The following is a 26,259-nucleotide window of genomic DNA, read 5'->3' as shown; positions in this document are numbered from 1 at the left end:
AAGCGATAAATAACAGGCAATAAAAATGCCGTTCACCTTAAGTGAACGGCATTAATCGTTATCATGATCTTTTTTCTTTTACTTACGGTCTGTAATTACTGTGCAAGTGAGTAGAAAATCGCAGAAATTGAAACTAAACCAATCACAGTAACAAACACATTGCTCAATGCGCCTGAGTACTTACGCATCGCGGGTACTTTCTTAATCGCGTACATCGGCATGATGAACAGCAACATCGCAATAATCGGTCCGCCAAGGCTTTCAATCATACCTAAAATGCTTGGGTTAATCGTTGCTACAGCCCAAGTGGTTAGCAACATAAATAACGCTGTAAAGGTATTCAGAGTTTTAGGCGCGATAGTTTTACCACGGCCTCGTACAACTTTTACGACCAAACCATTTAAACCTTCGCTAGCGCCTAAATAGTGGCCTAAGAAAGATTTAGTGATCGCGATAATTGCGACGACTGGTGCTGCATAAGCAATGACTGGTGTGTCAAAGTGATTTGCCAAGTACGTTAGAATAGAAACATTCTGTGCTTTTGCTTCAGCCAAGTTTGCTGGTGATAAGCTAAGCACACAGCTGAATACAAAAAACATCACAGTGGCAACCATCATAATGTGGCTACGCGCTAAAATGCGCGAACATTGTATTTCTGCATCGGCACCGTACTCTTTCTGTTTTGCCACTGCGAATGATGAAATCACTGGTGAGTGGTTAAAAGAGAAAACCATCACAGGTAAAATCAACCATACCGCCATCATGATAGTGCTGTAACCACCGTCAGTCGGCATAACGTTTTCGAAAATTGAACCGTTCCAGTAAGGAACCAAGTACATCGCTAGCATTAAAAGCACTGCAACAAACGGAAACACTAATATACTCATGGCTTTGATAATCAATTGCTCGCCTAAACGTACAATAGCCATTAAAGCAATGATCAAACCTAAAGCAAGTAAAGCACGTGCTGGAGGCACAACCCCTAACTGGTTTACCATAAAGCTTTCAACGGTATTAGTTAAAGCAACACTGTATACCAATAGAATTGGATAGATAGCGAAGAAATATAGCAAAGTAATGACTTTACCCATGCCAACACCAAAATGTTCTTCAACTACCTCAGTGATATCTGCACCCGGGTTGGCACTTGATAAAACGAAGCGTGTCATAGCTCGGTGAGCAAAGAAAGTCATAGGAAGTGCAAGCACTGTCATCATGAGAAGGGGAAGTAGACCACCTACACCAGCATTGATTGGAAGAAACAGTGTACCAGCACCTACGGCTGTACCGTATAAACCAAGTACCCATACGGTGTCACTTTTACTCCACCCCAATTTTTTTACGCTGCTTGACGAAGTATTCGCTGTATTGTTTTTAACAGAGTCCATAGTGGACATCTCCTTTATAGGTATAGTGTTATAGCCTTCAAAGGGTCTGAGTGTCATATCTTCCATGTACCGGTAAACCGATGAGAGAGAACGCGCAACAAGCGAACTACATACGTGACGCAGCAAAAAAAGATAATTGCGAAACGATACGATGTAGAGAGTGATAATGGTGAGTTCGACAAACAACTGTGTATGTGATGTTTGTGATTGACAGTTCCGTGGTCATATCAAGTGTATCCATGCTGGCATTAAGCAACAATGTCTGCTGGCTATCTCTATAATAACCTTATTAAAACTAATGAAACCCTCAATGAAGGCCGAGCAGTATAGGGGATTAGTTGTGGTACAGCTAATAATTTAGGAGTAATTCAAGGTGTTTGAGTAAATATCAAACACATGTAGAACTAATCCTAAAGTATAGTTATGAAAAGATATGGTAGATGTTTACAACTTAATGCTTTTTGTTTTTATTTATAAAATAATATTTACGTTATGGTGATTGTACATTTTATTATAATGCCTCTTCGGCTCGACAACTTTCTCCCCTTCTAATACCAATTCCATCAATTATCTGACCATTCAGAATACCACTGGGAGTCGAGTTCAAGGATAGTGTTTGATAGAAGAGTGGTTCTCTTTTGAAATCGCTAGACACAGAAGTTGGCTTCCAGTGGCGTTCCCTTTGGGCGAGTTTAAAATACTTTTATACTGCGTTAATAAATTTAATTTAGAGCCACTAGATCCTCAATTTATCTCCTTGCCTAAAAGCATTTTAACTCTCGCTGAACTGATCAGATAATTAATGGGCTTGGTAATAGTCATTTAAAAATAAACGAACATTCGTGCATTATAATAAATACCATGCAAACGATAAATGTGAGTATTCAGCTCTAAGAGGAAGAATGAAAAGCCAACCTGATATTTATGTGTTTGGCGCATATAATGAAGTAGTAACACCTGAGCAATGTGCCGTAATCCCTGCTCGCTGCATTGATGACCTCCCTTCCAATACATCAGGGGTGGTTATTATCGGGCTGAATAACGATGCACAAGATGCACTCTTGATGCAGCTCCATAGCTCTAAGCAATTTGGGTTGTGGCAAATATTTGTTCAGCAACCCACCGTGTTATCATCTCACCTGTCCGATGGTCTCTGGTCAGCAGTGCACGAACTCGAACAGTGGCATTATCATCAACAACGTCTTGCAATGATCACCGGAACAGCCTTCGACCCGATGATCGCTTGGCTTTGGCTCAACCCAGAACGCCGTCTACTGGCAAAACCGCAAAGTGATCTGTCTCTTCTTTACCGCTATCCTTTGCTTGAATGCTACTACAGTAATAGCGAAGCCCCTTATGGCTACTTGCAATCTCAGGTCAGTAAAGGCTATCTACAGCCCGATAAACTTATAGACAAAATTCGTCAATGCCCCGCTTGTCATAGCGGGCACCTCAATTACTTGGAAACCTGCCCTGCATGTTTCAGCCCAGATATCGAAGAGCGAATATCATTACACTGCTTTACCTGTGGACATGTAAGCGCACAGGATAATTTTATTAGACGCGGACAACTGGAATGCCCCAATTGTCTGACCCAGATTCGCCATATTGGTGTCGACTATGACCGCCCATTAGAGACTTTTCATTGCAATGGTTGTAAGCATGCCTTTGTCGAAGCCACCACCAAAGTTCGCTGCTTAGATTGCCTCACTCTGAACGATATCAACATACTTATTCCTCGGAAAATCTATACTTACCAACTAGGGATACAAGCCACTCATACCATTCGTTATGGTCAAGCTCTTGCTGTACCAGAATTAACATTAAATGGAAAAGTCGATGTCGGTTATTTTCACAGCTTGCTGGTATGGATAAACAAGCTAGCCCAACGTCATCAACAATCACATCTGATACTTGGTATGCACCTGCCAGGTTTGAAAGACTATGCCTACCGATACGGTGAAGTTCAGATGTTCTCTTTAACAGAACAGATTTCTGAACGTTTAAATGGCCTAATGCGTGACACTGATATTTGTTGTCAGTACCGCCCTGATCTAATGTTGCTGTTGATGCCAATGACATCAAATTCTTCATTACCCGTTCTACAAAATAAAATAGTTCAGTTAGCTGACGTCATTGAGGAAAGCGAGTTTTCACTAGAGATATATGCCTGGTCTCTACCAGATTCATCACTTAATGATGACGCGCCGTTCTGGCTTCAACAGTGTCTGCAAGAGCTCAATGATAATGGATAGTTTCCAGCTCACCTCTATCACGCTCACGTTGCTCAAAGAGCACTCTATTTTATGGCTGCAGTTAATTCCGATGCTCATTGTCGTTGAGTTGCCGTTATCCCTATTGGTTTTAACCGGAATTTTTCGCTGGGCTTATCATCAACCGACTCCCTTACCCACGCATTACCCATCGCTGTCTTTCATGATTGTGTGCTACGGCGAGGGGGACGCTATTACCGTTTCAATAGATACGCTTGTTGAGCAAATCTACCCAGGCAATATCGAAATCCTTGTCATTGTTGATGGCGCAAGCCAAAACCAACACACTTACCACGCAGCGATCCGGGCAAAAAAAAAGCATAAGAAGCGTAGGCTGAGAACCATTCGTGTCCTCCCTAAGTGGCAACGAGGAGGGCGTGTCTCCAGTTGCAATGCAGGGTTATCTCAAGCAAAGAATGACATTGTTTTCGCAATTGATGGCGACACTTCATTTGATAACAATATGGCTATCGAAATGGTGAACAACTTTACCGATCCTAACATTATCGGCAGTGGTGGCACCTTAAGGGTACGTAACTGGCGCACTAATTTCATTACTCGCATGCAGGCGCTGGAATATATGATGTCAATTCAAGCAGGTAAAACAGGGATGGCCGCTTGGGGGGTTCTGAACAATATATCAGGTGCTTTTGGAGCATTTAGAAAAGATGCCTTACGCCAGGTTGGTGGCTGGGATACTCATACCGCAGAAGATCTAGACTTAACCATGCGGCTAAAGCAATACAAAAAACGTTATCCCAAATCTGATGTCGCTTTCTCTCCTTTAGCAGTCGGTCATACCGATGTCCCTGACACCCTAAAAGGGATTGTGATGCAGCGGCTTCGCTGGGACGGTGATTTACTATTTATATTCTTCCGAAAGCACCGCCAAGGGTTAACACCTCGTCTACTGGGATGGGGCAATTTCTTGTTTATACTGGTATACGGGATACTGCAAAACATCTTAATGCCCCTGTTAATATTTGGCTATACCCTGTTTTTATTTGCTCAGTACCCACTTACATTCGTGTTCGCTATCTTACTTACTCTCTATTTCGTCTACATGGTCATGATTATCATCCACTTCGTGGTATTCATTGGTCTTGTATCCGAACGTAAATATGCCGATACCACATTAATAGGATGGTTACCTTTCTATCCATTTTTCGCCTTTTTTATGCGGCTAGTGACGGCTTTCTCAATGATTAATGAACTTGTGCGGCGGAGTCACGAAGAGTCAGGAATGGCTCCTTGGTGGGTACTTAAACGAGGTAAAAAATTTTAGTTATGAAAGTTGAATTTCATCTTGATAAACAAAGGAACCCAGAATCCGAAAAAGGAATGAAAATTGTCTATGGTGCAGCCAAACGTGGCGGCTACCGAATTCGCTGGTACTTTATCCTAGCGCTTGTTCTCAGCCCGATATTGATCATGATAGGATTCTTTATTAAAGACTATGTTTTGATCACAGCACCTGGCATCATCACCACAAACCCTGTCACTCTCTCGGCCCCTCACAACGGTACGATATTAAATATCAATGTGGATAAAGGTCAACAAGTTGAAGAACATCAACATCTGATCAAATTAGTCAACTCAGTGTTAGATAGTGATATCACCTTCCTCAAAAATGAGCTAAAACAAATACGAAAACAAGAAGAACATGCTGTAAATATTAACTTCAGCACATACCGTACCGCCATCAATGACGCAAAAAACAATCTGAAAGCTATCGCTAAAATAAAGGCTGAGTATGATAAATACCTACAACAAGGTCAGGTTTCTCAAGTCGACTATGCGGCAATAATCAACCTTGAAAATGGTGCTAGACAAGGTTTTAACCGTGCAACCATCGAATACAGCCAAGCCTATGCCACAGAATTCCAGACAACAATAGCTGGCCCTGTAGCTCAGGTAAAACGACGTTTAAAACAAGAGTTAGCGAATAAGGTAAGTCAAAAAGAAGCACTAAATATCGTCAGCCCCTACAATGGTAGCATTGTCGAAATTTTAGTCACTAATGGCCAAAGGGTGGAATACGGAACTGCCATTGCTACTATTTCACCGATGATTCCTCCTAAAGTCATTGCCTACCTCGCTCCCAAGTATGTTAATAACGCAATCCTTGGAAACCGAGCCAGTGTCCGCTTTCCAGATGGTTCGCGCTACCAAGCAGAAATCACCGAGCCGACAGAAATAGCCAGCAAGCTCCCCCCTCAGTTAGCTAGGCCGTTCGAAGGACAGCCCGCCCTATTAAAAGTTACGCTAACATTCACCGGAATACTGGAAAAAAACCAATGGGTAGAGGGGATGCCTGTCGAAGTTCATTTTTGAACTCATTTACCGACTAACTATAGCTTTGAAAACATTTATTTCAGCATTTCAAGAATAAGTGTGGCGAGAATCAGCATGAAAGCACCACCGATTCGTGATGATATTTGAGCAAAAGGCATAAGCTCCATACGCTTACTTGCAGCAAGCACTGCAACATCACCAGTACCTCCCATGTTGGCCATGCACAAACCAGCAGTAAGCGCCGCTTCAATGGGGTGGAAGCCCATCAAACGTCCAACGATTGCTGTACCAATAATTGCACCCAATACGGTCGCGAACACCATCAGGAAATAAACAAGGTTTAAAGAAGCGATGATTTGATTCAAATCGGTATAAGCGACACCAATACCAACAAGCAGTGCAGGAGTTAGGTTATCAACAACAAACTGGTACCAACCATGCGCAGCTTTTTCTAACTCGCGGGGAATAAAACCCATAACTTTCACTAACGCAACAAAGATGATCATTAATGCATAGGTGTGCATGTTAATAACACTGCTTAACATCGTGCCGACGAAATACATTGTTATAGCAAGCAGCGCACCAATACCTAGAATGTTTATTGATATTGGTTGTTCTTGCTTTTCTTCATCTTCACTCTGTACCTCACCAGTACTACGCATAAGCTGACCGTTACCGGTAAGAGAAGGATAGAACTTACCAAGCTTGTCTAATAGGCCTGCCATTACAATGGCAATCGCATTACCGATAGCCAACGCAGGTACCATTTTCGACATCAACATTTCAGCTGACATACTAGAGTTACCCGACATAATTTCAACCAAAGGCACTGCACCAGCTCCCATGCCGCCACCCATGATAGGTAGAGCAATTAGCATGACAGATTCAAAGAAGCCCTCCCCCAAGAGGCTACCGACAAGACCTGCAAACAAAAATGCACATATTACACCGCCAAGGATAACCGGAATGTACTTCAATGCAGCTTTCTTCAGCACATTCGTATCCATACCCAGAATCGAACCTGTCACCAAACTCGCGATAAAGAAAGACAAGAAACCACCATCTTTTACAAACGTAGTGATCGTACCAGCTGTTTCATGAGGAATGATGCCACTGTGGAAAATGTATGAGGAACCGAAAATGATAACAATGGCACCACCCCCAAAAAATTGACTAACAATAGGAGTCTTGTTGCCAAGCACATTTAATATATAGCCGACAACGGTCATCACACCGATGGCACCAATAATTCCCGGTGGCATTTTATTTTGAATGGTAGCAAATAATATAACAGCAGCAGATAGCGCAAAAATAATATTAATCGTACGCTTATCTTTTATTGTAATTACGTCGTTGGTAAACATGTCTCACCTGTTCGTGTAGGGTTATTATTATTTCTTCTGTAGTCTAACAACACTTACAGGCTGGAATATTGAGTGCCCCATTAATGTAACTATCTTTACCTTTTGTAACTTTTGTACACGCCACTGTGATGGCAATATGTTGTAAAAGAGCAGCCCAAACATCATTAATTCTGACTCCGCATCTATTAATACCCGCAGAGAGCCCGTTATACTGTCTCGTCATGAACGTTGCTATCCTAAGACCTATATGAAACTTAAGAGCTATTTGGCCTTAACTACAGTTGCTACCACCTCTTCTATTGTTATCGTCGTAACCACTGCAATCTTTTTTTTACTGCAAAATTTACATCAGGAAGGTATTGAAGCAAGGGGGTTAGAACTTGCTCGCGTGATCGCCCATGACCCAAAGGTCATTCATGCCGTTGATACTCAAAATAAGCAGCAAAATTACAACCTTCAAAGCTATATGGAAGATATCAAGACACGTACAGATGCTTCCTTTATCGTGGTCGTCGACAAAAATGCGATTCGATTAAACCACCCAGATCCAGGAAAAGTCGGCAAGCACTTCATTGGTAATGACATTTACCCTGCACTGGAGCAAGGTTCCGAATACAGTAGTACGGCATCAGGCTCACTAGGCAAAGCTATCCGTAATTTTTCTCCTATTTATTTAGATGGAAAAGTCATCGGTGCAATCTGCATCGGATATTTATCTGAGAAAACAACGGATCTTTTGTTACAGCAATATGGTCATATTGGTGTGCTTATCAGCGTCGTCTACCTACTTGGTATTAGCACGATAATTGCCTTTGTCTTTAAAATGAAACGTACCTTTCTAGACTATGAGCCGGAATTTATCGTAAATAAATTCAACGAACATGAAATGGTGCTTGATAGTATTCGTGACGCTATTATTGCAGTAGATAGCGACATGAATATATCGACGATTAATAACAGCGCAATTAAGATGCTTTCCATGGGGATACTGGGGCGATACGACTATGTAAATCAGCCGTTGTCACGCTATTCCATGCCGTTAAGTCATCTGGTTCTCGCTAATCATGGGGTATTCCATCAAGGGGATTTCAATATTGGTAAATTGAAATACCGCGCTAATGTCTATCCAATAAACACCCAGAAAGGTTTGCTTGGTCACGCAATTGTATTCTTCGCAAACCTTGACCAAAGCGAGCTTGAACACGAAGTCAACTACCTGAAAAATTACACTGAGTTACTTCGCAGTAAAACACACGAGTACTCCAATAAGCTCAATGTGCTTTCAGGCATGTTACAAATAGGAAAATACGATGAAGCCGTTGATTTCATCCAACAAGAAACTGATAACTATCAATCAATTATTCATAAAATTGTATTGTCAGTGACAGATAGTTCTGTAGCAGGCTTATTGCTCGCAAAATTCAATAAAGCATCAAAAATTGGAGTGAAATACACGATTGATGTGGATACAAATCTATCAAGTTATGAAAAAAACATATCAGAAAAACTCGTCACTATGATAGGCAACCTTATAGATAATGCCCTGCTCGCGGCATGGCAAAATAGGAACAACGCAGAACCTGAAATACATGTGTACCTGAGCGATCGCAGTAATCACATCATTTTAGAGATTCAAGACAGCGGCGCAGGGGTACCCGAAAACATATCAGAAAACATTTTGGAGTTCGGTGTAAGCTCGAAATACAGCGATGAACAAAGTGGTATAGGCTTGTACTTGGTCAAACAACTGGTCAATTACTTTCACGGAAGTATTGATTGGGAACGTACAGAGCAACATACTACGCTGTTCAGCATTTACTTAGATAAAAATGAAATCGCCAATTATGACTAAAACGACTGTAATGCTTCTTGAAGATGATATTCGCGCAAGCTACACACTCGAATCCACTATCAATCAACACCCTGATTTTACTGTTGTTGCTGTTAGTGAAAGCTGCTCAGAAGCCTTTACTCAATTCGAGGCATATAAACCAACACTAATCTTTGTCGATATAACGCTGCCTGATGGTAATGGCATTGATGTTATTCGTCACCTACGTGAACAAAACGCAGATTGTGATTTCATTATGACTACCGCTGAACGTGAAACAACCACGGTCGAAAAAGCGGTTCAGCTGGGTGTGATTGATTATTTAGTCAAGCCGATTCGCATGTCTCGCGTTAACCAAGCATTGAACGATTATAAACAATACAAACAGCAGTTTTCTCGTAGAGCCACTGTTGACCAAGGTGACATCGATCAGATCTTACGTAAAGCCCCAGCAAAACCATTACGCCAAACACCAAAAGGCATTGATGCCACGACCCTCGCATCATTGAAGGCAATTTTGAATAAAGAGAAGTTGCATGATTTCTCTGCCGATGAAATTGGTGAACGCATGAACGTCAGCCGTGTTACAGCCAGGCGTTATCTAGAGTTTCTAGAGTCAGAAGGCACTATTAACTTAGTTTTAAACTACAATACGGGCGGTAGACCTCGCCGTTTATATCAAATGATTAAGTAGCAGCTTGAATAGATGCAAAAAGGGCGCTGATAAATCAGCGCCCTTTTCTAAATGTGGCGGAGAGATAGGGATTTGAACCCTAGAAGGGCTATAAACCCTTGCCGGTTTTCAAGACCGGTGCTTTCGACCACTCAGCCATCTCTCCAACGCGATGAATATTACGGCTCTAATGCATGGCTGTAAACCCTTTATGAATCAAGCGCTCACCATTCGAACATAAAGTAAAAAAATCAAACTTATAGAAGAAAAATAAACCAAGATAACGACTATAATTCAATCAAAAGATGCAATATAACATTCATTATATGGTGTTAAATCAACATCTAAGCTATTGCTCAACGATTAATAAATATGCCTGATATACTAATTAAGCTGATAGCTTTCAATACTAGAGTTCAATTCAATAATGTATCAATTAATGGAAAAGGATGGATATGGATATTCATGAAATTTTTAATGACAGTTATGCAAGGTGTAATCGAAATCCTTATTTCATGTCTCTTTTTTATGAACGTTTTCTTGAAAATGATGAAAAATTTCGTTCAATGTTTACTAATGTTGATATGGAAAAGCAGATGAAAATGATTAAGGCATCATTGCTAATCATTATGCTAGCTACAACATCAGAACAAGCACGAGAAACAGTAAAAATGTTTGGTAAACGCCATGGACCCGATGGATTAGGGATAAAACCTTTAGATCTTGACCTTTGGTTTGAATGCTTAATCGATACAATTAAAGAATGCGACCCTGCTTATAATCAGTCAGTAGAACAAGCATGGCGACAATGTTTTAACGAAGGTCTTACTATTATGAAAGCTGAGTGCAAATCATGAGGTGAATAATGGCGAAGCTATCTTCTTATCATAGGAAAGTTACAGGGCTTATTGTTATTGCTGCAGTTCTTGCTCTTTCCGCTATTATCTTCTCCCCTATAAAACAAAGCGGTAACTTTTATAACTACGCCGATCAACGCATGTTTTTTTCAATTCCAAACTTTTGGAATGTCATCTCTAACCTCCCCTTTTTATATGTTGGGCTTAAAGGGTTACAATTATTTAGACAACGTTCAGTGGCCGTTGAGCCAAATATCACCCTGCAATATCCCTTCTTTTTCTTCGCTCTCATGCTCGCTTTCTTTGCGTCAAGTTATTACCACTTAACCCCTAATGATTTCACATTAATGTTCGACAGAGTACCTATCACCCTCGCATTTATCACTCTCTATTGCATTATTCTAACGGAGTTTGTATCGCGAGATGCTGGTCGTTGGTTATTTTTTCCCATGATTGTGTATGGCTTTTTATCTATTGTTTATTGGTATATAACGACGCTACAAAATGGACGCGGGGATATGTCTGCTTATGTATTAATTCAAATTATACCCATTATACACATCCCTATTATTCTTTATTTCTTTTGCTCTCGATTTACTCACAGGCAGTATTATTTATACGCACTCATTGCCTATGTACTATCAAAATGGGCAGAATCTAACGACGATGAAATATATACATTGTTGGGGGGACTAAGTGGACACTCTATCAAACACGTTATTGCAGCGTTGGGGGCTTATTTTATTTATATAGGATTCAGGGAGCGAAAGAAAGATGGCAGTAATACACACGAAAAGAAAGTAGCAACAAAAAAAAAGGATACTCAGTGAGTATCCGTTTTACGCGTTGTAAAAGCTTTATACGCTAGTTATTTTTTGCCTACACCACGGTTTTCTTTTTGAGCTAGGGTAATACGACCAAAACCTAGCTTTCTGAAATGGTTATCACGGTAGTCTCTTACTGCTTTTTTGTCGCGAGTCACAGCTTCAATTTGCTGTTCCATTTTTAAGTACGCAGTAATATCAATTCCTTCAGCAGCGGCAACGGCTTCTTGAATTGAATGGTATTCTTCGTATGAAAAAGTAAGCTCTTTTTCTTCATCTTTATAAGTATAAAGGATTGTACGTGCCATGACGGGCTCCTACGGATCAGGAAAGATGGGAATGTACCTTAGATGAGCAAAAGATGAAAGAAAAGTAGTATGAATACCCACAAAAAGCGCTTCCATCGCTGTTTTGAGCATAATAAAAGCGCTTCAATATTGTGCAATATTCCCACCCAAAAGGTGCAAGCCAATTTCATACACCTTCTTCTCCCACAGTTATACACAGAAACAGTGGATAACTCAGTATACCAGCATGAAACATTCACAAAAAATTAACGTTGGAGTGATTTTCACACAACGCAATGCTTTACAAACAAACACTTTACTCAATAACGCTCATTATGAGCTTAATTTATTCAATCTCATTAAAATAGTGGATAACTTGGTTCTCGCTACCCTTCCACACAAGGGATGGGTCTCGCTTATCTTGCTCAAACTTACCATCGACCAGCACATCAATTAAGTCAACAATTTGCTGTTGTTGCTCATTCAATTCAGCCAAAACATAACCAGACCACAACCAAATATCTTTTCCGACACATTCTGTTTTAACTCTCATTACAAGCTTTAATACAGAAGCAAGATTAGCAGGATGAAGAGGGTCTCCACCAGATAATGACAATCCACGCCGCTTGATGCGCGTATCATTTAAATCATTAATGATGTTATCTTCCATTTCTTGAGTAAACGCATGCCCGCTATCTAGTCGCCAAGTGCTTTTGTTATAACACCCACGGCATTGATGCTCACATCCCGATACGAATAGCGTACAACGAGTACCTGGACCATTAACCACATCAACTGGATAGTAATTGTTGTAGTGCATGTTTTGTTTCCTCAGCCTTGGAACGAATAAACAAAACGCAAGAAGTGCCAAACAGGCACTTCTCAAACGTTCTTTTTAATAAAGCTATATCAATATTTACATTACATGTGCTTAACGCGACGTTTCACTTCTTCTTGCTTGCCGAAGTTAAACGGACGGGCATCAGGGCTGCCTAAATAACCACATACACGACGTGTTACAGACACTTTCGACGGTTCATGGTTACCACATTTCGGGCATGTGAAACCCTTACTCGTACAATCAAATTCACCCATAAAGCCACATTCGTAGCATTCATCAATCGGCGTATTGGTTCCGTAATATGGTACACGCGTGTAGCTGTAATCCCATACGTTCTCTAATGCTTCAACGTTATGTTGAATATTTGGGTATTCGCCATAACAAATGAAACCGCCACTCGTCACTTCTGGGTATGGCATTTCAAAATCAATTTTATCGTATGGGTTTACTTGTTTTTCTACATCAAGGTGAAAACTGTTCGTATAATAACCTTTGTCGGTTACACCTTTTACGACACCAAACTCTTTTGCATCAATTGCACAAAAACGGCTACATAGATTTTCACTCGGTGTACTGTATAAACTAAAGCCGTAACCTGTTTCTGCTTGCCACTTATCTGTCGCAGATTTTAGATACTTAACGATATCAACGGCTTTTTGACGTAGTGTTTCATCATCGTAGACATGTGCTTCAGTGCCGAAAATAGCATTGATTGTTTCGTGAATACCAATATAACCAAGCGAAATAGATGCACGGCCATTTTTAAATATTTCAGACACATCATCATCAGCATTCAAACGAACACCACACGCCCCTTCCATATAAAGAATAGGTGCAACTCGTGCCTTAACACCGTCAAGACGTGCAATGCGTGTTTCAAGAGCACGACGAGCTAGTTTTAAGCGGTCGTCTAATAATGCGTAGAAGCGTGCTTCACTACCTTCAGCTTGTAAGGCAATTCGCGGTAAGTTAAGACTAACAACACCAATGTTATTACGACCTTCATGAATCAACTTACCATTTTCTTCATAAGTGCCTAAGAAACTACGACAACCCATTGGGGTTTTAAATGAGCCAGTGATCTCAACGACTTTGTCGTAATTAAGAATGTCAGGGTACATACGCTTCGATGCACACTCTAGTGCAAGCGTTTTAATATCGTAGTTTGGATCATCTTGCTTATGGTTTAAACCATCTTTAATGGCAAATACAAGCTTAGGGAATACCGCTGTTTTACGATTCTTACCTAATCCTGCAATACGATTACTTAGGATAGATTGTTGGATTAAACGTGATTCCCAAGACGTACCTAAACCAAAGCCAAATGTCACAAACGGCGTTTGTCCGTTCGCGGTATGCAGCGTATTGACTTCGTATTCTAGAGATTGGAATGCGTCATAACATTCTTTGTCGGTACGAGAACGTGCAAACGCTTCTGGATCAGCAATGCCCCATTCTTTCGCAACACTCAAATGCTTTTCGTAGCTTACGGTTACATAAGGTGCTAGCACTTCATCGATACGGTTTATTGTTGTACCGCCATAAATATGGCTAGCAACTTGAGCAATAATTTGTGCGGTAACCGCTGTAGCCGTTGAAATTGATTTAGGAGTATCAATTTCAGCGTTACCCATTTTAAAACCATGCGTCAACATGCCATCAAGATCGATCAACATACAGTTGAACATAGGGAAAAATGGTGAATAATCTAGATCATGATAGTGAATATCGCCCTGCTCGTGTGCCATAACAATGTCACGAGGCAACAAATGTTGCTTAGCGTAATGCTTTGCCACAATACCCGCGAGCAAATCACGCTGAGTAGGAATCACTTTACTGTCTTTGTTTGCGTTCTCATTTAATAACGATGCATTGCTCTGTTCGATCAACCCTCGAATTTCATTATTGAGTAGGCTTTTCTTATCACGTGCAATATCACGATCGTGTCGATATTCAATATAAGCACGCGCAACCGCTTTGTGTGGGCCAACCATCAAATGGTTTTCAACTGCATCTTGAATAGCGTGAATTTCAACTTCTTCAACTGACATAAATTGAGACAATACACCATCAGCAACAGAAGCTGCGTAAGCTTCACTCATTGCTTCTACGTCTACTTCATCAACTGATTGGGCTGCACCTAATATAGCCTCTTTAATACGTTGAGTATTGAACGGTACACGGCATCCATCACGCTTAATCACTACAGGTTTCACACAAAGCTCCTACTAACATGACACTGTCACTTAAAACACAAAATATAGGCTTTAGTGAGAGAGCAAATACAATATGTGGTGTATTAGGCGAGATTTCAGAGAAACAAACATTGATCTAAATCAGTTTATTTTGATCGTAGTACAGTGAACAAGCAATGAATTTGAACAGTGCCAAATTTTTGCATGTAACGTTTTTTACAATCATTTTTGTCAACAATTTTATTGTGTAATCTCCTACCATTTATGAAAATAAATTCCTTGCCTTTTCCTTTATAAAGTACACTCAACTTGATAATAAATGATAGAAGAATGTGCCATGGATGAGCAAACATTAGCTAAACAGTTAGACGACGTAACTTATAGAAACATACGGATTGGTTTTCGTTGGGCTACTACTATCTCTCTTATTTTTTTAATTATGATTATTAGTCCTATTTGGCTTAGTGGTATAAAAGAAAGCGATTTATATTTAGATCGTTCTTGGACTCAATACTCATTTCAAGCAATTGTATATTTGATAGGGATTGCTCTCTACCACCCACAATCCCCGCCTCAAGAATGGCGAAAAATAGCGATACTGTACGCGTTACTCTTTGGAACTAGCTGGGCATTAGCCATTTACCACATTGCTTTCATTGGGCAAATGTGGACCAGTGCTGAAATAGCGTCAGATTTGATCATGATGACTTCTTTATTAGGGTTCTATGCCCTCCGCCAAGCCGTTTACGCTGCAATATTTCCCGTCTTATTGGTAAGTAGTTGGGCAAACTACGTTGAAGCTGGGCATCTGCTGTTATTACCATCAGAAAAAATGCTGGCTAGCTGTATCATTGTAGAAACAGGCCGTAAAACGTTATACCGTTGGTTTTATAACAGTGTTGAAAAGGATCATGAAAATCAAAGGTTGGTAAAAAAGCTTTCTGACCTAGCAACCAAAGATCAGTTAACGAACCTTTATAACAGACGATTCTTCGAATACGAAATAGATAAGCATTACCATTTAGCAAAGCGTAACAATTTACCATTATCTATAATTTTAATAGATGTTGATCATTTTAAGTATTACAACGATAGCCTTGGTCACCCTGCTGGTGATTTATGCTTAAAACGTGTTGCCCGTATCTTACAAAAAAGTCTATTGCGTACATCAGACTCTGTTTCTCGCTATGGTGGTGAGGAGTTTATTATTATACTACCCAACACCCATTTAGAGGGTGCCAAGAAAGTCGCTGAACGTATTAATAACAGCCTACAACAAGAAGCCATACCCCACCCATCTTCTAACGTCAGTAATTTCGTAACACTAAGCCAAGGCATAACAATATGGAAAACTCAAAAAGGACCAGAGCAACTAGTGCAAGAAGCTGACGACCAACTCTACAAAGCGAAAGAAGCAGGACGCAATCAATACAAAGCAGCATAGACACTAAATCACTTAAAAAGATGAATTGACTATACTCAATAACATTACCTTATTGAGTTATCGTTCATGCTAAAAAGATTTGTTATTGCATTACTATGCTTTAATGCTCTCATTTCGACATCGTTAGCACTCGAAGTCTTTCCCATTACCAATACTAAATTTACTGGTGATCTGACTGAAATAAGTGAGCATGGTGTAATCAGAATACTTGTATCTGCCGACCTTGGTTTTTACTACCTAGATAAAGGTCATCCAAAAGGTATAACCTCTGAAATGCTATTGTTGTTTGAACAACATGTACTAAACAGCACAAAACAAAAGCTGCATTTACAAATTATTCCCATCAACCGAGATCAATTACTTCCTGCACTTCAAGCTGGAGTCGGTGACATCGTTGCGGCAAATATCACCATAACACCTCAACGAAAAAAAATAGCTGATTTCAGCTCTCCTATACTTAAGGATATTAATGAAATATTCATTACCCATATCGATGAAAACCCTATCACTCAATTAAAAGATTTATCTAAAAAAAATGTCTGGATCAGGGCTAGCTCTAGCTATTATCAAAGTGTAAACCGCATAAATAAAAAACTTGCAAAGCAAGGCCTTGAAACAATGTACGTACACTTCATCGAAGAAACGCTTCAAGACTATGAGTTATTACAAATGATCCAACAAAAAATTATCCCAATGACGGTATTAGATAACCATAAAGCAGAATTTTGGGATTTAGTGACTGATGATTTAAAAATGCATACTGATTTCCCCATCAGAAAAGGAGGAGCAATTGGCTGGGCTTTTAGGAAAGAGAGTCCAGAATTAGCAGAATTAGTTAACAATTTCATTGAGGAAAATCGATACGGAACCCTGAATGGCAATATTATTTTTAATCGTTATTTAAATAGTAAAGCATGGTTTCAAAAAGTAGTAAGTGCTACAAATATAGCTAAATTCAAAAAGCTTGAAAAACGATTTGTTCGTTACAGCAATATGTATGATATGAATTGGTTATTAATTGCAGCACAAGCTTTTCAAGAGTCTCAATTTGATCAAACTAAGCGTTCCCATGCTGGAGCTGTAGGTATTATGCAAGTTCTGCCTCAAACAGCAAAAGAGCCTTATATCAATATTTCAAATATCTATAACATTAATAATAACATTCATGCTGGAGTGAAATATATGGACTTCATATTGAATAGATATTACGACACCGATGACATTGACGACATGAATAAAATGTTTTTTGCTTTAGCAAGCTATAACGCAGGACCAGGACGTATAAATAGAATGCGTAGACTTGCAAAAGAGCAAGGCTATGACAGTACAAAATGGTTTAACAATGTTGAAGTCATAACACGTAAGCATGTCGGACTTGAGCCCATTACTTACGTGGGTAACATCAACCGTTATTATACTGTTTACAAACAAATATTTTCGCTACAAAATGCGACAAGTCAACAAGCTGCGTTAAGACATAAGGACTACTTATTTATACCCAGCCATTAGCTTTTATAAACGCCCTCAAGATTCAGAACATGCCATAACAATTGATTAAACACCCTGCTACACCACTTACAGCCACATCATATCAATACAAAAATGAAAACGTAAAAATAGAGTAATAATCATAATATGTTTATAAAACAATCAAATTCAAACCGATTGTGAGATCACAATCAACCTTTCACATTGCTGTTATTTTCAATCATGACTATTAAGCATATAGATATTGAATCAACATTTTTAATGATGAAAGCATGTAGTTAATGGAATAAAGCACAAAGATAAGGGAGATGATTATGGATGCTTTGCACAAAAAAACGTTGGTAGTGCCGACTGAAGATGAACTCTTAGTTATTCAGCCAAATGATTTATATTTGATGCATGATGAATACAACGAAGATGATGACGATATTATCATTTTAAATTAATAGTCATAAAAAAGCTCGATTAATCGAGCTTTTTTTATGACTGATTTGGAATGAAACTATTCCCCCATTTGCCCATTATTATAATATCGAACATCAGGAACTATATTGTGTTTATTTAATAGACGATACATAGTAGCGCGAGATACACCCAGATCTTTGGCCGCTGAAGCGACTTGACCACGGTGTGTTTCAAGTACAGCGACTAATACATCTTTTTCTGCTTCATCTTTAATATTGCGTAAGCTTTGCTTAAGATTGGATTTACTTGGCAAATCAAAATGCTCAGCTTTTACTTCACTACCTTCAGCAAGCAATGCTGCACGCTTTACTTGATTCATTAACTCTCTAACATTACCAGGCCAACTATAGCGTAAAAGTAACTGCTTAGAGTCTTCAGAGAAACTCGATGCTAATGTATTATATTCATTGGAAAATTGACCTAAAAACTTTTCTGCTAAAAGATAAATATCTGAACCACGCTCTCTAAGAGTCGGAACTTTAATATGGAACACATTCAAGCGATAGTAGAGCTCTTTACTAAATTCACCATTAGCAACTGCAATTTCAAGATCTGCACTTGATGAAACGACAATACGTATATCGCAATTTGCGTCTTCATTTATTGACTCCCCTGCAGGAGCCTGTAAATATCTTAACAATTCATCTTGTAGTTCTTTTGACAATTCTTCGACATTATCGAGTAAAATAGTACCATTAAATTTGGGCTTTTCATCATCATGAAGTTTTGTTGCCGAATTTAAAAAAGCGATTTTCTCTTCATCTGATGTTAATGAACCGCAATTAACATTAATAAAAGGGGCATTTTTACGCTTAGACAAATTGTGAATTGATTTCGCAATAAGTTCTTTCCCTGTACCATTTTCACCAGTAAGAAAAACATTCACTTCTGTTGATGCTACACGTCTAACCATATCACGAAGTTGTTTTACCGATTTAGAGTCACCATACAGCCCCATATCGTGCTGTGATGTTACCTCGACCCAAGATTTTGCTTCTATTTCAAGCATACCAAGTTGATGTCCAACAGTGTCTAAGAGTAAGGTGCTTGGGATCGGCATTGAAAAGTAATCGACACAATAATTATTAATAAACTGACAGATAGCATCCGTTTCTAGCTGCTCTTTTTTAATTAGTGCAATCCAACGTACTTGCTTAGTTTTATTTGCCCTCAAAGAAATACTATTTAAGCTAAAATCGTTATTGCTTAAATCAACAATGCATATGCATGGGCTGTACTCTTCTAGTATTGCATCTGCTGTCCTAAGATCATAACAACAATGCGTTTTCCATCCTGATTGTTCAAGAAGCGCAATCCAAGGTTCATAATTACAACCAATTGCAACAAGACGACCATTTATTGATTTATTTTTAGATTGAGTCACCATCGAAATCACCACGCTATCAATGTACATATTATTTTTAATGTATTAAGAATATAGGCAATAAATGACACATATGTAGGGTATCAGAAGTAAGATAATGACGATAAAGCAGCCTATTTATGTGACATTCAAATCAACTCTAAAAATAGGCTTACTAAATCAGAGACTTATTCAATTTAAAAAGTTCCTCTAATTTATAATAAATTATAAAAATTTTTGTCAACACTAACACCAAAGCAATAGAAACAACAAAAAAGGCACAGTAATAAATTACCATGCCTTATTTCAAGTGTACAAATAACAATCATATCAATAAGCGGAATACAAAATAGAATTCTCCACCCTATTAATAATAACTTGCCTTTCAAGAAAACTATTCACATCAGCCTGTATATCTAACTGCGTTTCTACTCGTATCGTTGTATCGTCATTTGTATTTTGAATAATACTCGCAATACTACCAGTATCAATATTTATCGTTGTAGGTGCTGTATTACCTTCACCATTTTGGACTACACTTATAGGTTCGACTGGTGATGAGGTGGATGTTAATACCCCGTTATCTATCGTTAAATCTGCAATATAGGAGGTAAATACCTTTTCGCCATTTAGCGCTGTCGAGATAGATAACCCAATATTAATTATTGTGTCATTAATAGATACAAAACCACCTCTTATCGATGACATTTCAGTTTCACTCATTGTAAGTAAACCAAAATCATCTATAGTTTCGTGATTTATCGATGCGCTAGCCCAAAAGGCTGCCCCCCCGATTACAGATGCAAAAAACCATTTTGATGTTTTTTTCATACTAGCCTCTAATAATCATTTGCACCAGGTAGAGTAATACTAAAGGTTGCAAGTGATTCTCTAGTTACAGCCTCTGAAATAGGAGAGGGTGTGTAAATACTATAATTCTCTTGTTTTATGAAACTTTCTTTGCCAACTTTAACGTTATTTTTAACTAATAAAACTAGTCCTTTGTAACCAGCTTCGAAATCATCGATGTCCATTGTTAATGTGCCCCGAGAGGGGTCTCCGAGTATAACTTGACTGCTATTCATACCTTTTATTACAACAAAATGCATATAGCCATCAAAGTTTACAATTGTAATTCCTGGAACGCCTAATTTCTTTAACTTCATTAACGGTAACTTATATCCATTTGCCGTTAAACCTTGAGATTCAAGATATTTTTTCATATCTAGCATGGAAAAACCCTGCTGCTCTATTTTTTCTTTATCTCCGTATTTAAACATATATTCAAATACGGAATTTTCAGATGTTTCTAAACCATAATGATAAGTTAATAACGATGCAACAGCAGCTGAACCGCAACTAAAGTCATATTGTTGCCTTTGTACATCACCAAAAATTTTCTCTTGGTAGCTCTTAACTTTGACATTATATGCACCTCTACTCGGAAAATAATCGAGAGCAAAAACAGATGAACTAAGAAAAAAACCAGCAATAATAATCAGAGACGTTTTCATAAACATACCATTATGTTATATGCTCAAACAAATCGCACATAACATACAATTTATTTAATGTATTTATATTTTAAGTATTAACTAATTGACTAAAAAATTTGTCTCATATATAACAATTATAAGAAATTAATAAGGGCCCTAAGGCCCTTAACAAATAACTATATTGACTAAGGGGAAACCAAAGCCGCATTTGTACTTGTAGTTTGCTGTACCAACGCATTATTACCTACGTTCTGACCCGCAATACTGATACCAGAAGCATCACCAAACGAGTTAGACATAGAGTTTGTTTGATTTACTGTAAAGTCTCCCCCCGAGCCACCCTTGCCACTATCGCAACATGCACCACCATATGTCACATTTGAGCCCATAACTGCACCATCTAACTCAGCAGCCGACATATACGTATCGATCTCGACGTTGACATCCCAAGTTTCAGAGTAATCCATCGTAGTATCATAAGTCGAATTCATCGAGTTATCACTGTTATCCTGTTTCCAAACACTTCTATCATTACCAATATTTTTCAAGGTTAATGTATCATCATCACTCTTCATAGAGTAATCGATTTCAGTATTAGTTTCGTCTGTATAATCAACCGTATCATTGTATTCAGTATTACCAACATTAGTCACATAAATGTCTTTATCGTGGCTATCTACCTTATCAACATCAACATCTGTATTATAAGAATCTTCTATTACCTTATCGGTATTATAACTGTCTTGTATAACAGGTGGATTAGCTAATGCTAGTGGTGATGCGAATACAACTGCTACTAATAGTGCGATATTTGATTTACGCATGATATTACTCCGAATATGTCATTTATTATTGTAATAACTTAAACATAGGGTTTATTATTTATATTAGACATAATGCTAATTATAAAAAGCAATTATGTATTAAGTAATGATGTTAGTCCCTATAAAACAACCCCTAATTAATGGTCTGTAGAGTCGTCGCTGACATATTGTTTATATGTCAGCTTAGATACACTAACAGCTTACTTCAACGTCAAGTTAACTACAGTTGCATTTTGAATAAGAACATTATTACCGGTATTTTGAACTACATTAAAAATACCAGATGACTCACCAAATGCACCCTCAGTTATCATATTGGCACCTGTCGTATTATTGTAGGCACCATTTCCTTGAACATCACCGTACATATCTGATTCAGCATGCATTACATCTAAATTCAACTCATATTGACCGCCACGAGATTGATTCATTGATGTATCACTTAGCATTTCAGAACTTGCTAGAATATCCAACTCGTCTGCAGCAGCACTACAAGTAATTAATACTGCAACTATCAGTGTTAAATATTTCATAACATCCTCCTGAGAATTACACTTAGCAATCCCCAGTAATTATCTTAATAGCCAACAAGAACAGCATTTGTGCTAGCACTTTGCTGAAGCATTGAGTTATTACCCGCATTTTGACCAGCCATGCTGATACCGGAAGAACCGTTAAATGAGTCCATCATAGAGTTTGACTGATCAACAAAGAAGTCACCACTCATGCCATCATCATCATCATTATAACCACCACGATGACCATAACCGCCACCATGACCACCATCGTCACAACATGCACCACCATATGTCACTTCGTTGTCAGTAACATAACCGCTTAAATAAGAAGTCGATACATAATGATTCTCTTCTAAATTAACATCCCAGCTAATATCTTCAGTTACATTAAGGCTTTCATTCCAAACTTTACTGTTATCGCTATTATCTTGGTTATAGTAACTCTCATCATTATTGACATTATTCATTCTTAATGTGTCATCATCAGAGCTGTAGCTGACATTTTTGGTATAATTTGTCTCAGTGTCTGTTGTAGTCTCGTAATTAGCCTCATGATTAAATGAATCATCTACATCGAGTTTTAAGTCATGGCTATCTTCTGAAGTATATACAATATCCTTATTACCGACGTTATCTTTATACGTGTCAGTATTATTATTTCCTGAGCTTACTGGATCTGCTGGTGGGTTATATCCTCCACCACCGTAAGCGAAGACAGCTGGTGAACTAACAACAATTGCCACAAGAAGTGCGAGATTAGTTTTACGCATAGTGTTACTCCAAATATGTTTGTTGTTTTTTTATTGTTACCCGCAATGTGCTGCGAGATAACTTAATAGTAGTGTTGTAAAACCACCTCCTTGTATTATTTTTAATAACTTCAAAGTTTTTTAAATATAAAAAAGCAATTTTAATTCCGATATTTTATATATTGAAATTTCCAAACAAAAAAACAACAACTCATAAATGTTACATTTATTATTTATAAGACCGTTTCTTTTTCATCTCAAATATAAGACATTATTCTGAGACAAATAATTAACAGCTTAACTTATCATCTACTACGCTCTTTATATTGCTTGGTATTATTTTGCTACCAACTTACATTTTTTTATGGACTACCTTTGTACCAAAGTGAGGAAATCGTGAAAGAATTCAAATATAAAAGCCTGATTGCGCTTCTTGCTTTATGTTCTAACACAGCCGTTATTGCAGCAGAGGAAACAGAACCTAGTAAAAACGCTGAAGAAGAAAAACCTAAACGCGTTCAAACTGTTGCAGACATTTTTGAGCAGCCAGGTGTCTTAACACCAAGGGGGTCATTTGTTATTGATTCCTCACTGTCTTATACGCAAAATTCATCTAATACGATCTCTGTTGTTGGTTACTCGGTACTGCCCTCTTTAATTGTGGGGTTAATACAAGCGAGTGATATTGATAGAACAACAATAACATTTGGTCTATCTGGTCGTTACGGCATAACAAACCGATTAGAAGTAGAGGTGCGAATCCCTTGGGTATATAGAAGCGATTCAATTTCTGAGCGTTCGGCTGGTATAGGACAAGAAGAAGATAAATTAATTGATTTAGATGGAAATGGTTTAGGTGATATTGAGGCGGGGTTTAAATATCAATTCAATATGAATACCGCCCCTTATTGGATAGGTAGTTTACGCTTCAAAAGTACAACTGGCGACTCACCTTATGAAGGTTCGCCTGATGATTTGCCTACGGGTTCAGGCTTTCCAAGCATAGAGCCAGGCTTAACGATGATAATGCCAATCGATCCTGCGGTTATTTACATGAACACGAGCTATATCTGGAATATCGAAGATGATGTGGATTTATCAGGAACAAAAACATCTATTGATCTAGGAGATACCATTTCTTTTGGTGCAGGTATGGGTTTTGCTGTTAACCCTAAGTTCTCATTCAGCCTTGGCTTGAGTCACAAGACAATCTTTAAATCTAAGGTCAGTGGTGTTGAAAACTTTAACGCAAAAGTTTTACAGCTAGACTCCCTTTCTGTAGGTGCTAACTATGCCGTTAGTCGTGATACCACAATCAATGTTGGTGCATCTGCAGGATTAACAGCAGATGCACCCGACTTCCAACTAACCGTTCGGGTTCCTTACACCTTAAAATAGTTCATAACTAAGTCAATAAAACCGCCTAAATGGCGGTTTTATTTTTTATAATCGAAAATAAAACTTATCCTATACCCAAGTTACCTCAAAATGCAGGATTCAGAGTGACATCAGCGCGCACCTTGAGGTAACTTGGGTATTAAAGTTTTAAGATGCAATATAAGACTAAAGTGCAATTTTGATTTATCATATTAGCCTTATACTCAGATGCAACAGGAACAAAATCATGTCTACTCCTTTAGAGCCAACGATGGTCAAAACGATACAAGGTTATGATGCAGAAAAACGTTTCAAATACCTAGTTAAAGAAGTTGTCACTAATCGTGAAATTTGGATTCTGATAGATGAACATGGCTGCGTTATGCTGAATACAGATGACGAAGATTGTGTTCCAGTATGGCCAAACAAAGAATTCGCAGAAGCTTGGGCAACAGGCGAATGGGAAACATGTAAAGCGGAAGCCATCTCAGTAAATAAATGGCACAGTCGCTGGACAAATGGCTTAGAAGACGATGGTCTTGCTATTGTTATTTTCCCTAATGAAAATGAAGATGGCTTAGTCATATTCCCAGATGAGCTTGATTTTGAGCTAAAGCAACAAGCAAAAAAAAGTAGATAAGCCACTAAGCAATACTTAGTAGTATCATAACAAATATGTTTGAGGGCTTTTATAGCCCTTTTTTACTCTTTAATAAACTAATCGCTATGGTTAAAAACCAAGCACAATAAATTTTGGAGCGATAAAGCCATGGAAGCGCTTATTCATAGATTAAAAACTAACCCTGAATCGATCGCATTTGAAACAGTCATTGAGACCATTAATAAGCATTATGATTTTTCACCTGCAGCTTTTACAAATGGTTTAGGCAATGAAACACTCACTAATGCGATAGGCACTAATGAAGGCTCTTGTCGTATCTTCTCTTTTGCTAAAAAGCATGAATTATCTGAAGCAGAAACCCTAGCGTGTTTTGGTAACTATTATCGTATTGATGTATTACAAAATCCCGACAACGTCGATCACATGAATATTCGCAATTTCATGAAGTATGGTTGGGTGGGTATCAATTTTAGTGCAGATCCACTAATTACAAAAAGTGCATAATTGGACGGTAAACTTGGTTTCAGCTACAAACCTAAACCAAGTTTACTTTCGAAACCAACAACATTCACTTCATAAACAAATGTTGTCGTTATCTAATGTTACAGAGGCTTTTGACAATGGCTGCATTTAGTTGCTGGCTTTAAGAAAAATGGCGTTCGTGTAACTTGACCGCATGCATCGCAAAATTTAGTGGAACGAATAGTTAAGAAAGTCACCGGAATAAGTAAAGCCAACAAACTTAGCATTAGAACAATCGGCGGTTGCATATAAACAATGAACCCACCAATCACAGTGTTAGTGAAAATAGTATAAATTGGCCATAGCTTACGCTTACGCTTTACATCTGAGCCACGTTGAAACAGCATTATACTGCCAGCGGTTAATCCCAACCAAATAACTACAAATACAATCGCTAGATCCTGCTGCACAATTCATCCATTTATTAAAATAAGAAACAGAGCTAGTTTACCACTAAGTAATAGCAACAGCGAAGTTAGCACATTACTGATTTCTACATATTCAGCTACACCTTAATAGGAGTTTTAGCTGATATGAGTCATTCAAAATGAACACAATGGGAA

The 26,259-nt window shown here is 38.4% G+C and carries 25 protein-coding genes and 1 tRNA gene; 13 read left to right on the top strand and 13 right to left on the bottom strand.

Annotated features, from left to right (window positions below):
• Window positions 1-95: 95 nt before the first annotated feature.
• Window positions 96-1,388, bottom strand: coding sequence for a serine/threonine transporter (locus tag C9J48_RS13190; protein WP_006230372.1), 1,293 nt, complete (start codon window positions 1,386-1,388; stop codon window positions 96-98).
• Window positions 1,389-2,290: 902 nt separating this feature from the next.
• On the opposite strand from C9J48_RS13190, the gene C9J48_RS13185 reads away from it, so the two are divergent.
• From C9J48_RS13185 to C9J48_RS13175, 3 genes are read left to right on the top strand one after another with little or no spacing between them, the layout of a single operon-like run.
• Entirely contained in the window at window positions 2,291-3,643 is a 1,353-nt protein-coding gene (locus C9J48_RS13185; RefSeq protein ID WP_006230373.1) for a TackOD1 domain-containing metal-binding protein, read from the top strand.
• Window positions 3,630-4,946, top strand: a complete 1,317-nt coding sequence (locus C9J48_RS13180) for a glycosyltransferase family 2 protein (protein WP_006230374.1) — start codon at window positions 3,630-3,632, stop codon at window positions 4,944-4,946. Before C9J48_RS13185 ends, C9J48_RS13180 begins: the two co-directional genes overlap by 14 nt.
• Before the next feature lie 56 nt (window positions 4,947-5,002).
• Complete coding sequence (locus C9J48_RS13175) at window positions 5,003-5,995, top strand: HlyD family secretion protein (RefSeq protein ID WP_181320814.1); 993 nt, start codon at window positions 5,003-5,005, stop codon at window positions 5,993-5,995.
• 35 nt (window positions 5,996-6,030) lie between these two features.
• Here the strand turns inward: C9J48_RS13175 and C9J48_RS13170 are convergent, their stop codons facing one another.
• Window positions 6,031-7,320: a 2-hydroxycarboxylate transporter family protein gene (locus tag C9J48_RS13170; protein WP_006230376.1), complete on the bottom strand. Its 1,290-nt coding sequence runs from the start codon at window positions 7,318-7,320 to the stop codon at window positions 6,031-6,033.
• A gap of 247 nt (window positions 7,321-7,567) precedes the next feature.
• Between C9J48_RS13170 and C9J48_RS13160 the strand changes: the two genes are divergently transcribed.
• Together C9J48_RS13160 and C9J48_RS13155 are read left to right on the top strand one after the other, a co-directional pair.
• The gene (locus C9J48_RS13160; RefSeq protein WP_006230377.1) at window positions 7,568-9,172 is read left to right on the top strand and encodes an ATP-binding protein; all 1,605 of its coding nucleotides are present in this window, start codon (window positions 7,568-7,570) and stop codon (window positions 9,170-9,172) included.
• A complete protein-coding gene (locus C9J48_RS13155; RefSeq protein ID WP_006230378.1) occupies window positions 9,165-9,845 on the top strand; it encodes a response regulator in 681 nt (226 codons plus the stop codon). Before C9J48_RS13160 ends, C9J48_RS13155 begins: the two co-directional genes overlap by 8 nt.
• A gap of 54 nt (window positions 9,846-9,899) precedes the next feature.
• Here C9J48_RS13155 and C9J48_RS13150 read toward each other — a convergent pair.
• Window positions 9,900-9,990: transfer RNA gene (locus C9J48_RS13150), tRNA-Ser, on the bottom strand.
• Window positions 9,991-10,279: 289 nt separating this feature from the next.
• Between C9J48_RS13150 and C9J48_RS13145 the strand changes: the two genes are divergently transcribed.
• Together C9J48_RS13145 and C9J48_RS13140 are read left to right on the top strand one after the other, a co-directional pair.
• The gene (locus C9J48_RS13145) at window positions 10,280-10,681 is read left to right on the top strand and encodes a globin domain-containing protein (RefSeq protein WP_006230379.1); all 402 of its coding nucleotides are present in this window, start codon (window positions 10,280-10,282) and stop codon (window positions 10,679-10,681) included.
• A gap of 8 nt (window positions 10,682-10,689) precedes the next feature.
• On the top strand, window positions 10,690-11,511 hold the full coding sequence (locus C9J48_RS13140) for a ceramidase domain-containing protein (RefSeq protein ID WP_006230380.1): 822 nt from the start codon (window positions 10,690-10,692) through the stop codon (window positions 11,509-11,511).
• Window positions 11,512-11,549: 38 nt separating this feature from the next.
• On the opposite strand, the gene C9J48_RS13135 is transcribed toward C9J48_RS13140, so the two are convergent.
• From C9J48_RS13135 to nrdD, 3 genes are all read right to left on the bottom strand, one after another.
• The gene (locus tag C9J48_RS13135) at window positions 11,550-11,813 is read right to left on the bottom strand and encodes a DUF2960 domain-containing protein (protein WP_006230381.1); all 264 of its coding nucleotides are present in this window, start codon (window positions 11,811-11,813) and stop codon (window positions 11,550-11,552) included.
• A 325-nt stretch (window positions 11,814-12,138) separates the two neighbouring features.
• On the bottom strand, window positions 12,139-12,612 hold the full coding sequence (gene nrdG / locus C9J48_RS13130) for an anaerobic ribonucleoside-triphosphate reductase-activating protein (protein ID WP_006230382.1): 474 nt from the start codon (window positions 12,610-12,612) through the stop codon (window positions 12,139-12,141).
• Window positions 12,613-12,713: 101 nt separating this feature from the next.
• Window positions 12,714-14,849: an anaerobic ribonucleoside-triphosphate reductase gene (gene nrdD / locus C9J48_RS13125; RefSeq protein WP_006230383.1), complete on the bottom strand. Its 2,136-nt coding sequence runs from the start codon at window positions 14,847-14,849 to the stop codon at window positions 12,714-12,716.
• A gap of 316 nt (window positions 14,850-15,165) precedes the next feature.
• Here nrdD and C9J48_RS13120 point away from each other — a divergent pair, with 316 nt between their 5' ends.
• The 3 genes from C9J48_RS13120 to C9J48_RS28265 all read left to right on the top strand — a co-directional run bounded on the left by C9J48_RS13120 (window position 15,166) and on the right by C9J48_RS28265 (window position 18,206).
• Complete coding sequence (locus tag C9J48_RS13120; RefSeq protein ID WP_006230384.1) at window positions 15,166-16,272, top strand: GGDEF domain-containing protein; 1,107 nt, start codon at window positions 15,166-15,168, stop codon at window positions 16,270-16,272.
• Between the two features lie 66 nt (window positions 16,273-16,338).
• Window positions 16,339-17,781: an MltF family protein gene (locus tag C9J48_RS13115; protein ID WP_006230385.1), complete on the top strand. Its 1,443-nt coding sequence runs from the start codon at window positions 16,339-16,341 to the stop codon at window positions 17,779-17,781.
• Between the two features lie 293 nt (window positions 17,782-18,074).
• Entirely contained in the window at window positions 18,075-18,206 is a 132-nt protein-coding gene (locus C9J48_RS28265) for a hypothetical protein (protein WP_006230386.1), read from the top strand.
• 56 nt (window positions 18,207-18,262) lie between these two features.
• Here C9J48_RS28265 and C9J48_RS13110 read toward each other — a convergent pair whose 3' ends face one another.
• From C9J48_RS13110 to C9J48_RS13085, 6 genes are all read right to left on the bottom strand, one after another.
• Window positions 18,263-19,612: a sigma-54-dependent transcriptional regulator gene (locus C9J48_RS13110; protein WP_036802763.1), complete on the bottom strand. Its 1,350-nt coding sequence runs from the start codon at window positions 19,610-19,612 to the stop codon at window positions 18,263-18,265.
• A gap of 306 nt (window positions 19,613-19,918) precedes the next feature.
• Window positions 19,919-20,419: a hypothetical protein gene (locus C9J48_RS13105; protein WP_006230388.1), complete on the bottom strand. Its 501-nt coding sequence runs from the start codon at window positions 20,417-20,419 to the stop codon at window positions 19,919-19,921.
• 8 nt (window positions 20,420-20,427) lie between these two features.
• Entirely contained in the window at window positions 20,428-21,102 is a 675-nt protein-coding gene (locus tag C9J48_RS13100) for a C39 family peptidase (protein ID WP_006230389.1), read from the bottom strand.
• Between the two features lie 167 nt (window positions 21,103-21,269).
• On the bottom strand, window positions 21,270-21,908 hold the full coding sequence (locus C9J48_RS13095) for a hypothetical protein (protein WP_006230390.1): 639 nt from the start codon (window positions 21,906-21,908) through the stop codon (window positions 21,270-21,272).
• A 200-nt stretch (window positions 21,909-22,108) separates the two neighbouring features.
• The gene (locus tag C9J48_RS13090; protein WP_006230391.1) at window positions 22,109-22,441 is read right to left on the bottom strand and encodes a hypothetical protein; all 333 of its coding nucleotides are present in this window, start codon (window positions 22,439-22,441) and stop codon (window positions 22,109-22,111) included.
• A gap of 44 nt (window positions 22,442-22,485) precedes the next feature.
• Window positions 22,486-23,196, bottom strand: coding sequence for a hypothetical protein (locus C9J48_RS13085; RefSeq protein WP_006230392.1), 711 nt, complete (start codon window positions 23,194-23,196; stop codon window positions 22,486-22,488).
• A 375-nt stretch (window positions 23,197-23,571) separates the two neighbouring features.
• Here C9J48_RS13085 and C9J48_RS13080 point away from each other — a divergent pair, with 375 nt between their 5' ends.
• From C9J48_RS13080 to C9J48_RS13070, 3 genes are all read left to right on the top strand, one after another.
• Window positions 23,572-24,573: a transporter gene (locus C9J48_RS13080; RefSeq protein WP_006230393.1), complete on the top strand. Its 1,002-nt coding sequence runs from the start codon at window positions 23,572-23,574 to the stop codon at window positions 24,571-24,573.
• Between the two features lie 226 nt (window positions 24,574-24,799).
• Window positions 24,800-25,192 (top strand): DUF2750 domain-containing protein, encoded by a 393-nt coding sequence (locus C9J48_RS13075; protein ID WP_006230394.1) that lies wholly within the window; start codon window positions 24,800-24,802, stop codon window positions 25,190-25,192.
• A gap of 129 nt (window positions 25,193-25,321) precedes the next feature.
• Window positions 25,322-25,678, top strand: coding sequence for a HopJ type III effector protein (locus tag C9J48_RS13070; RefSeq protein WP_006230395.1), 357 nt, complete (start codon window positions 25,322-25,324; stop codon window positions 25,676-25,678).
• Window positions 25,679-25,776: 98 nt separating this feature from the next.
• Here C9J48_RS13070 and C9J48_RS13065 read toward each other — a convergent pair whose 3' ends face one another.
• Window positions 25,777-26,106 (bottom strand): hypothetical protein, encoded by a 330-nt coding sequence (locus tag C9J48_RS13065; RefSeq protein WP_006230396.1) that lies wholly within the window; start codon window positions 26,104-26,106, stop codon window positions 25,777-25,779.
• Between the last annotated feature and the right edge of the window lie 153 nt (window positions 26,107-26,259).

It is taken from the genome of Photobacterium profundum, assembly GCF_003026285.1.
In the GTDB taxonomy this organism is placed as follows: Bacteria; Pseudomonadota; Gammaproteobacteria; order Enterobacterales; family Vibrionaceae; genus Photobacterium; species Photobacterium profundum.
Note: the sequence above shows the minus strand (reverse complement) of the source record. Positions and strands in the feature narration are given on the sequence as shown.

Excerpts from the sequence above, each read along its gene's own strand:
- C9J48_RS13190 (WP_006230372.1), bottom strand. The coding sequence starts at position 1,388 with ATGGACTCTGTTAAAAACAATACAGCGAATACTTCGTCAAGCAGCGTA.
- C9J48_RS13185 (WP_006230373.1), top strand. The coding sequence starts at position 2,291 with ATGAAAAGCCAACCTGATATTTATGTGTTTGGCGCATATAATGAAGTA.
- C9J48_RS13180 (WP_006230374.1), top strand. The coding sequence starts at position 3,630 with ATGATAATGGATAGTTTCCAGCTCACCTCTATCACGCTCACGTTGCTC.
- C9J48_RS13175 (WP_181320814.1), top strand. The coding sequence starts at position 5,003 with ATGAAAATTGTCTATGGTGCAGCCAAACGTGGCGGCTACCGAATTCGC.
- C9J48_RS13170 (WP_006230376.1), bottom strand. The coding sequence starts at position 7,320 with ATGTTTACCAACGACGTAATTACAATAAAAGATAAGCGTACGATTAAT.
- C9J48_RS13160 (WP_006230377.1), top strand. The coding sequence starts at position 7,568 with ATGAAACTTAAGAGCTATTTGGCCTTAACTACAGTTGCTACCACCTCT.
- C9J48_RS13155 (WP_006230378.1), top strand. The coding sequence starts at position 9,165 with ATGACTAAAACGACTGTAATGCTTCTTGAAGATGATATTCGCGCAAGC.
- C9J48_RS13145 (WP_006230379.1), top strand. The coding sequence starts at position 10,280 with ATGGATATTCATGAAATTTTTAATGACAGTTATGCAAGGTGTAATCGA.
- C9J48_RS13140 (WP_006230380.1), top strand. The coding sequence starts at position 10,690 with ATGGCGAAGCTATCTTCTTATCATAGGAAAGTTACAGGGCTTATTGTT.
- C9J48_RS13135 (WP_006230381.1), bottom strand. The coding sequence starts at position 11,813 with ATGGCACGTACAATCCTTTATACTTATAAAGATGAAGAAAAAGAGCTT.
- nrdG (WP_006230382.1), bottom strand. The coding sequence starts at position 12,612 with ATGCACTACAACAATTACTATCCAGTTGATGTGGTTAATGGTCCAGGT.
- C9J48_RS13120 (WP_006230384.1), top strand. The coding sequence starts at position 15,166 with ATGGATGAGCAAACATTAGCTAAACAGTTAGACGACGTAACTTATAGA.
- C9J48_RS13115 (WP_006230385.1), top strand. The coding sequence starts at position 16,339 with ATGCTAAAAAGATTTGTTATTGCATTACTATGCTTTAATGCTCTCATT.
- C9J48_RS28265 (WP_006230386.1), top strand. The coding sequence starts at position 18,075 with ATGGATGCTTTGCACAAAAAAACGTTGGTAGTGCCGACTGAAGATGAA.
- C9J48_RS13110 (WP_036802763.1), bottom strand. The coding sequence starts at position 19,612 with ATGGTGACTCAATCTAAAAATAAATCAATAAATGGTCGTCTTGTTGCA.
- C9J48_RS13105 (WP_006230388.1), bottom strand. The coding sequence starts at position 20,419 with ATGAAAAAAACATCAAAATGGTTTTTTGCATCTGTAATCGGGGGGGCA.
- C9J48_RS13100 (WP_006230389.1), bottom strand. The coding sequence starts at position 21,102 with ATGAAAACGTCTCTGATTATTATTGCTGGTTTTTTTCTTAGTTCATCT.
- C9J48_RS13095 (WP_006230390.1), bottom strand. The coding sequence starts at position 21,908 with ATGCGTAAATCAAATATCGCACTATTAGTAGCAGTTGTATTCGCATCA.
- C9J48_RS13090 (WP_006230391.1), bottom strand. The coding sequence starts at position 22,441 with ATGAAATATTTAACACTGATAGTTGCAGTATTAATTACTTGTAGTGCT.
- C9J48_RS13085 (WP_006230392.1), bottom strand. The coding sequence starts at position 23,196 with ATGCGTAAAACTAATCTCGCACTTCTTGTGGCAATTGTTGTTAGTTCA.
- C9J48_RS13075 (WP_006230394.1), top strand. The coding sequence starts at position 24,800 with ATGTCTACTCCTTTAGAGCCAACGATGGTCAAAACGATACAAGGTTAT.
- C9J48_RS13070 (WP_006230395.1), top strand. The coding sequence starts at position 25,322 with ATGGAAGCGCTTATTCATAGATTAAAAACTAACCCTGAATCGATCGCA.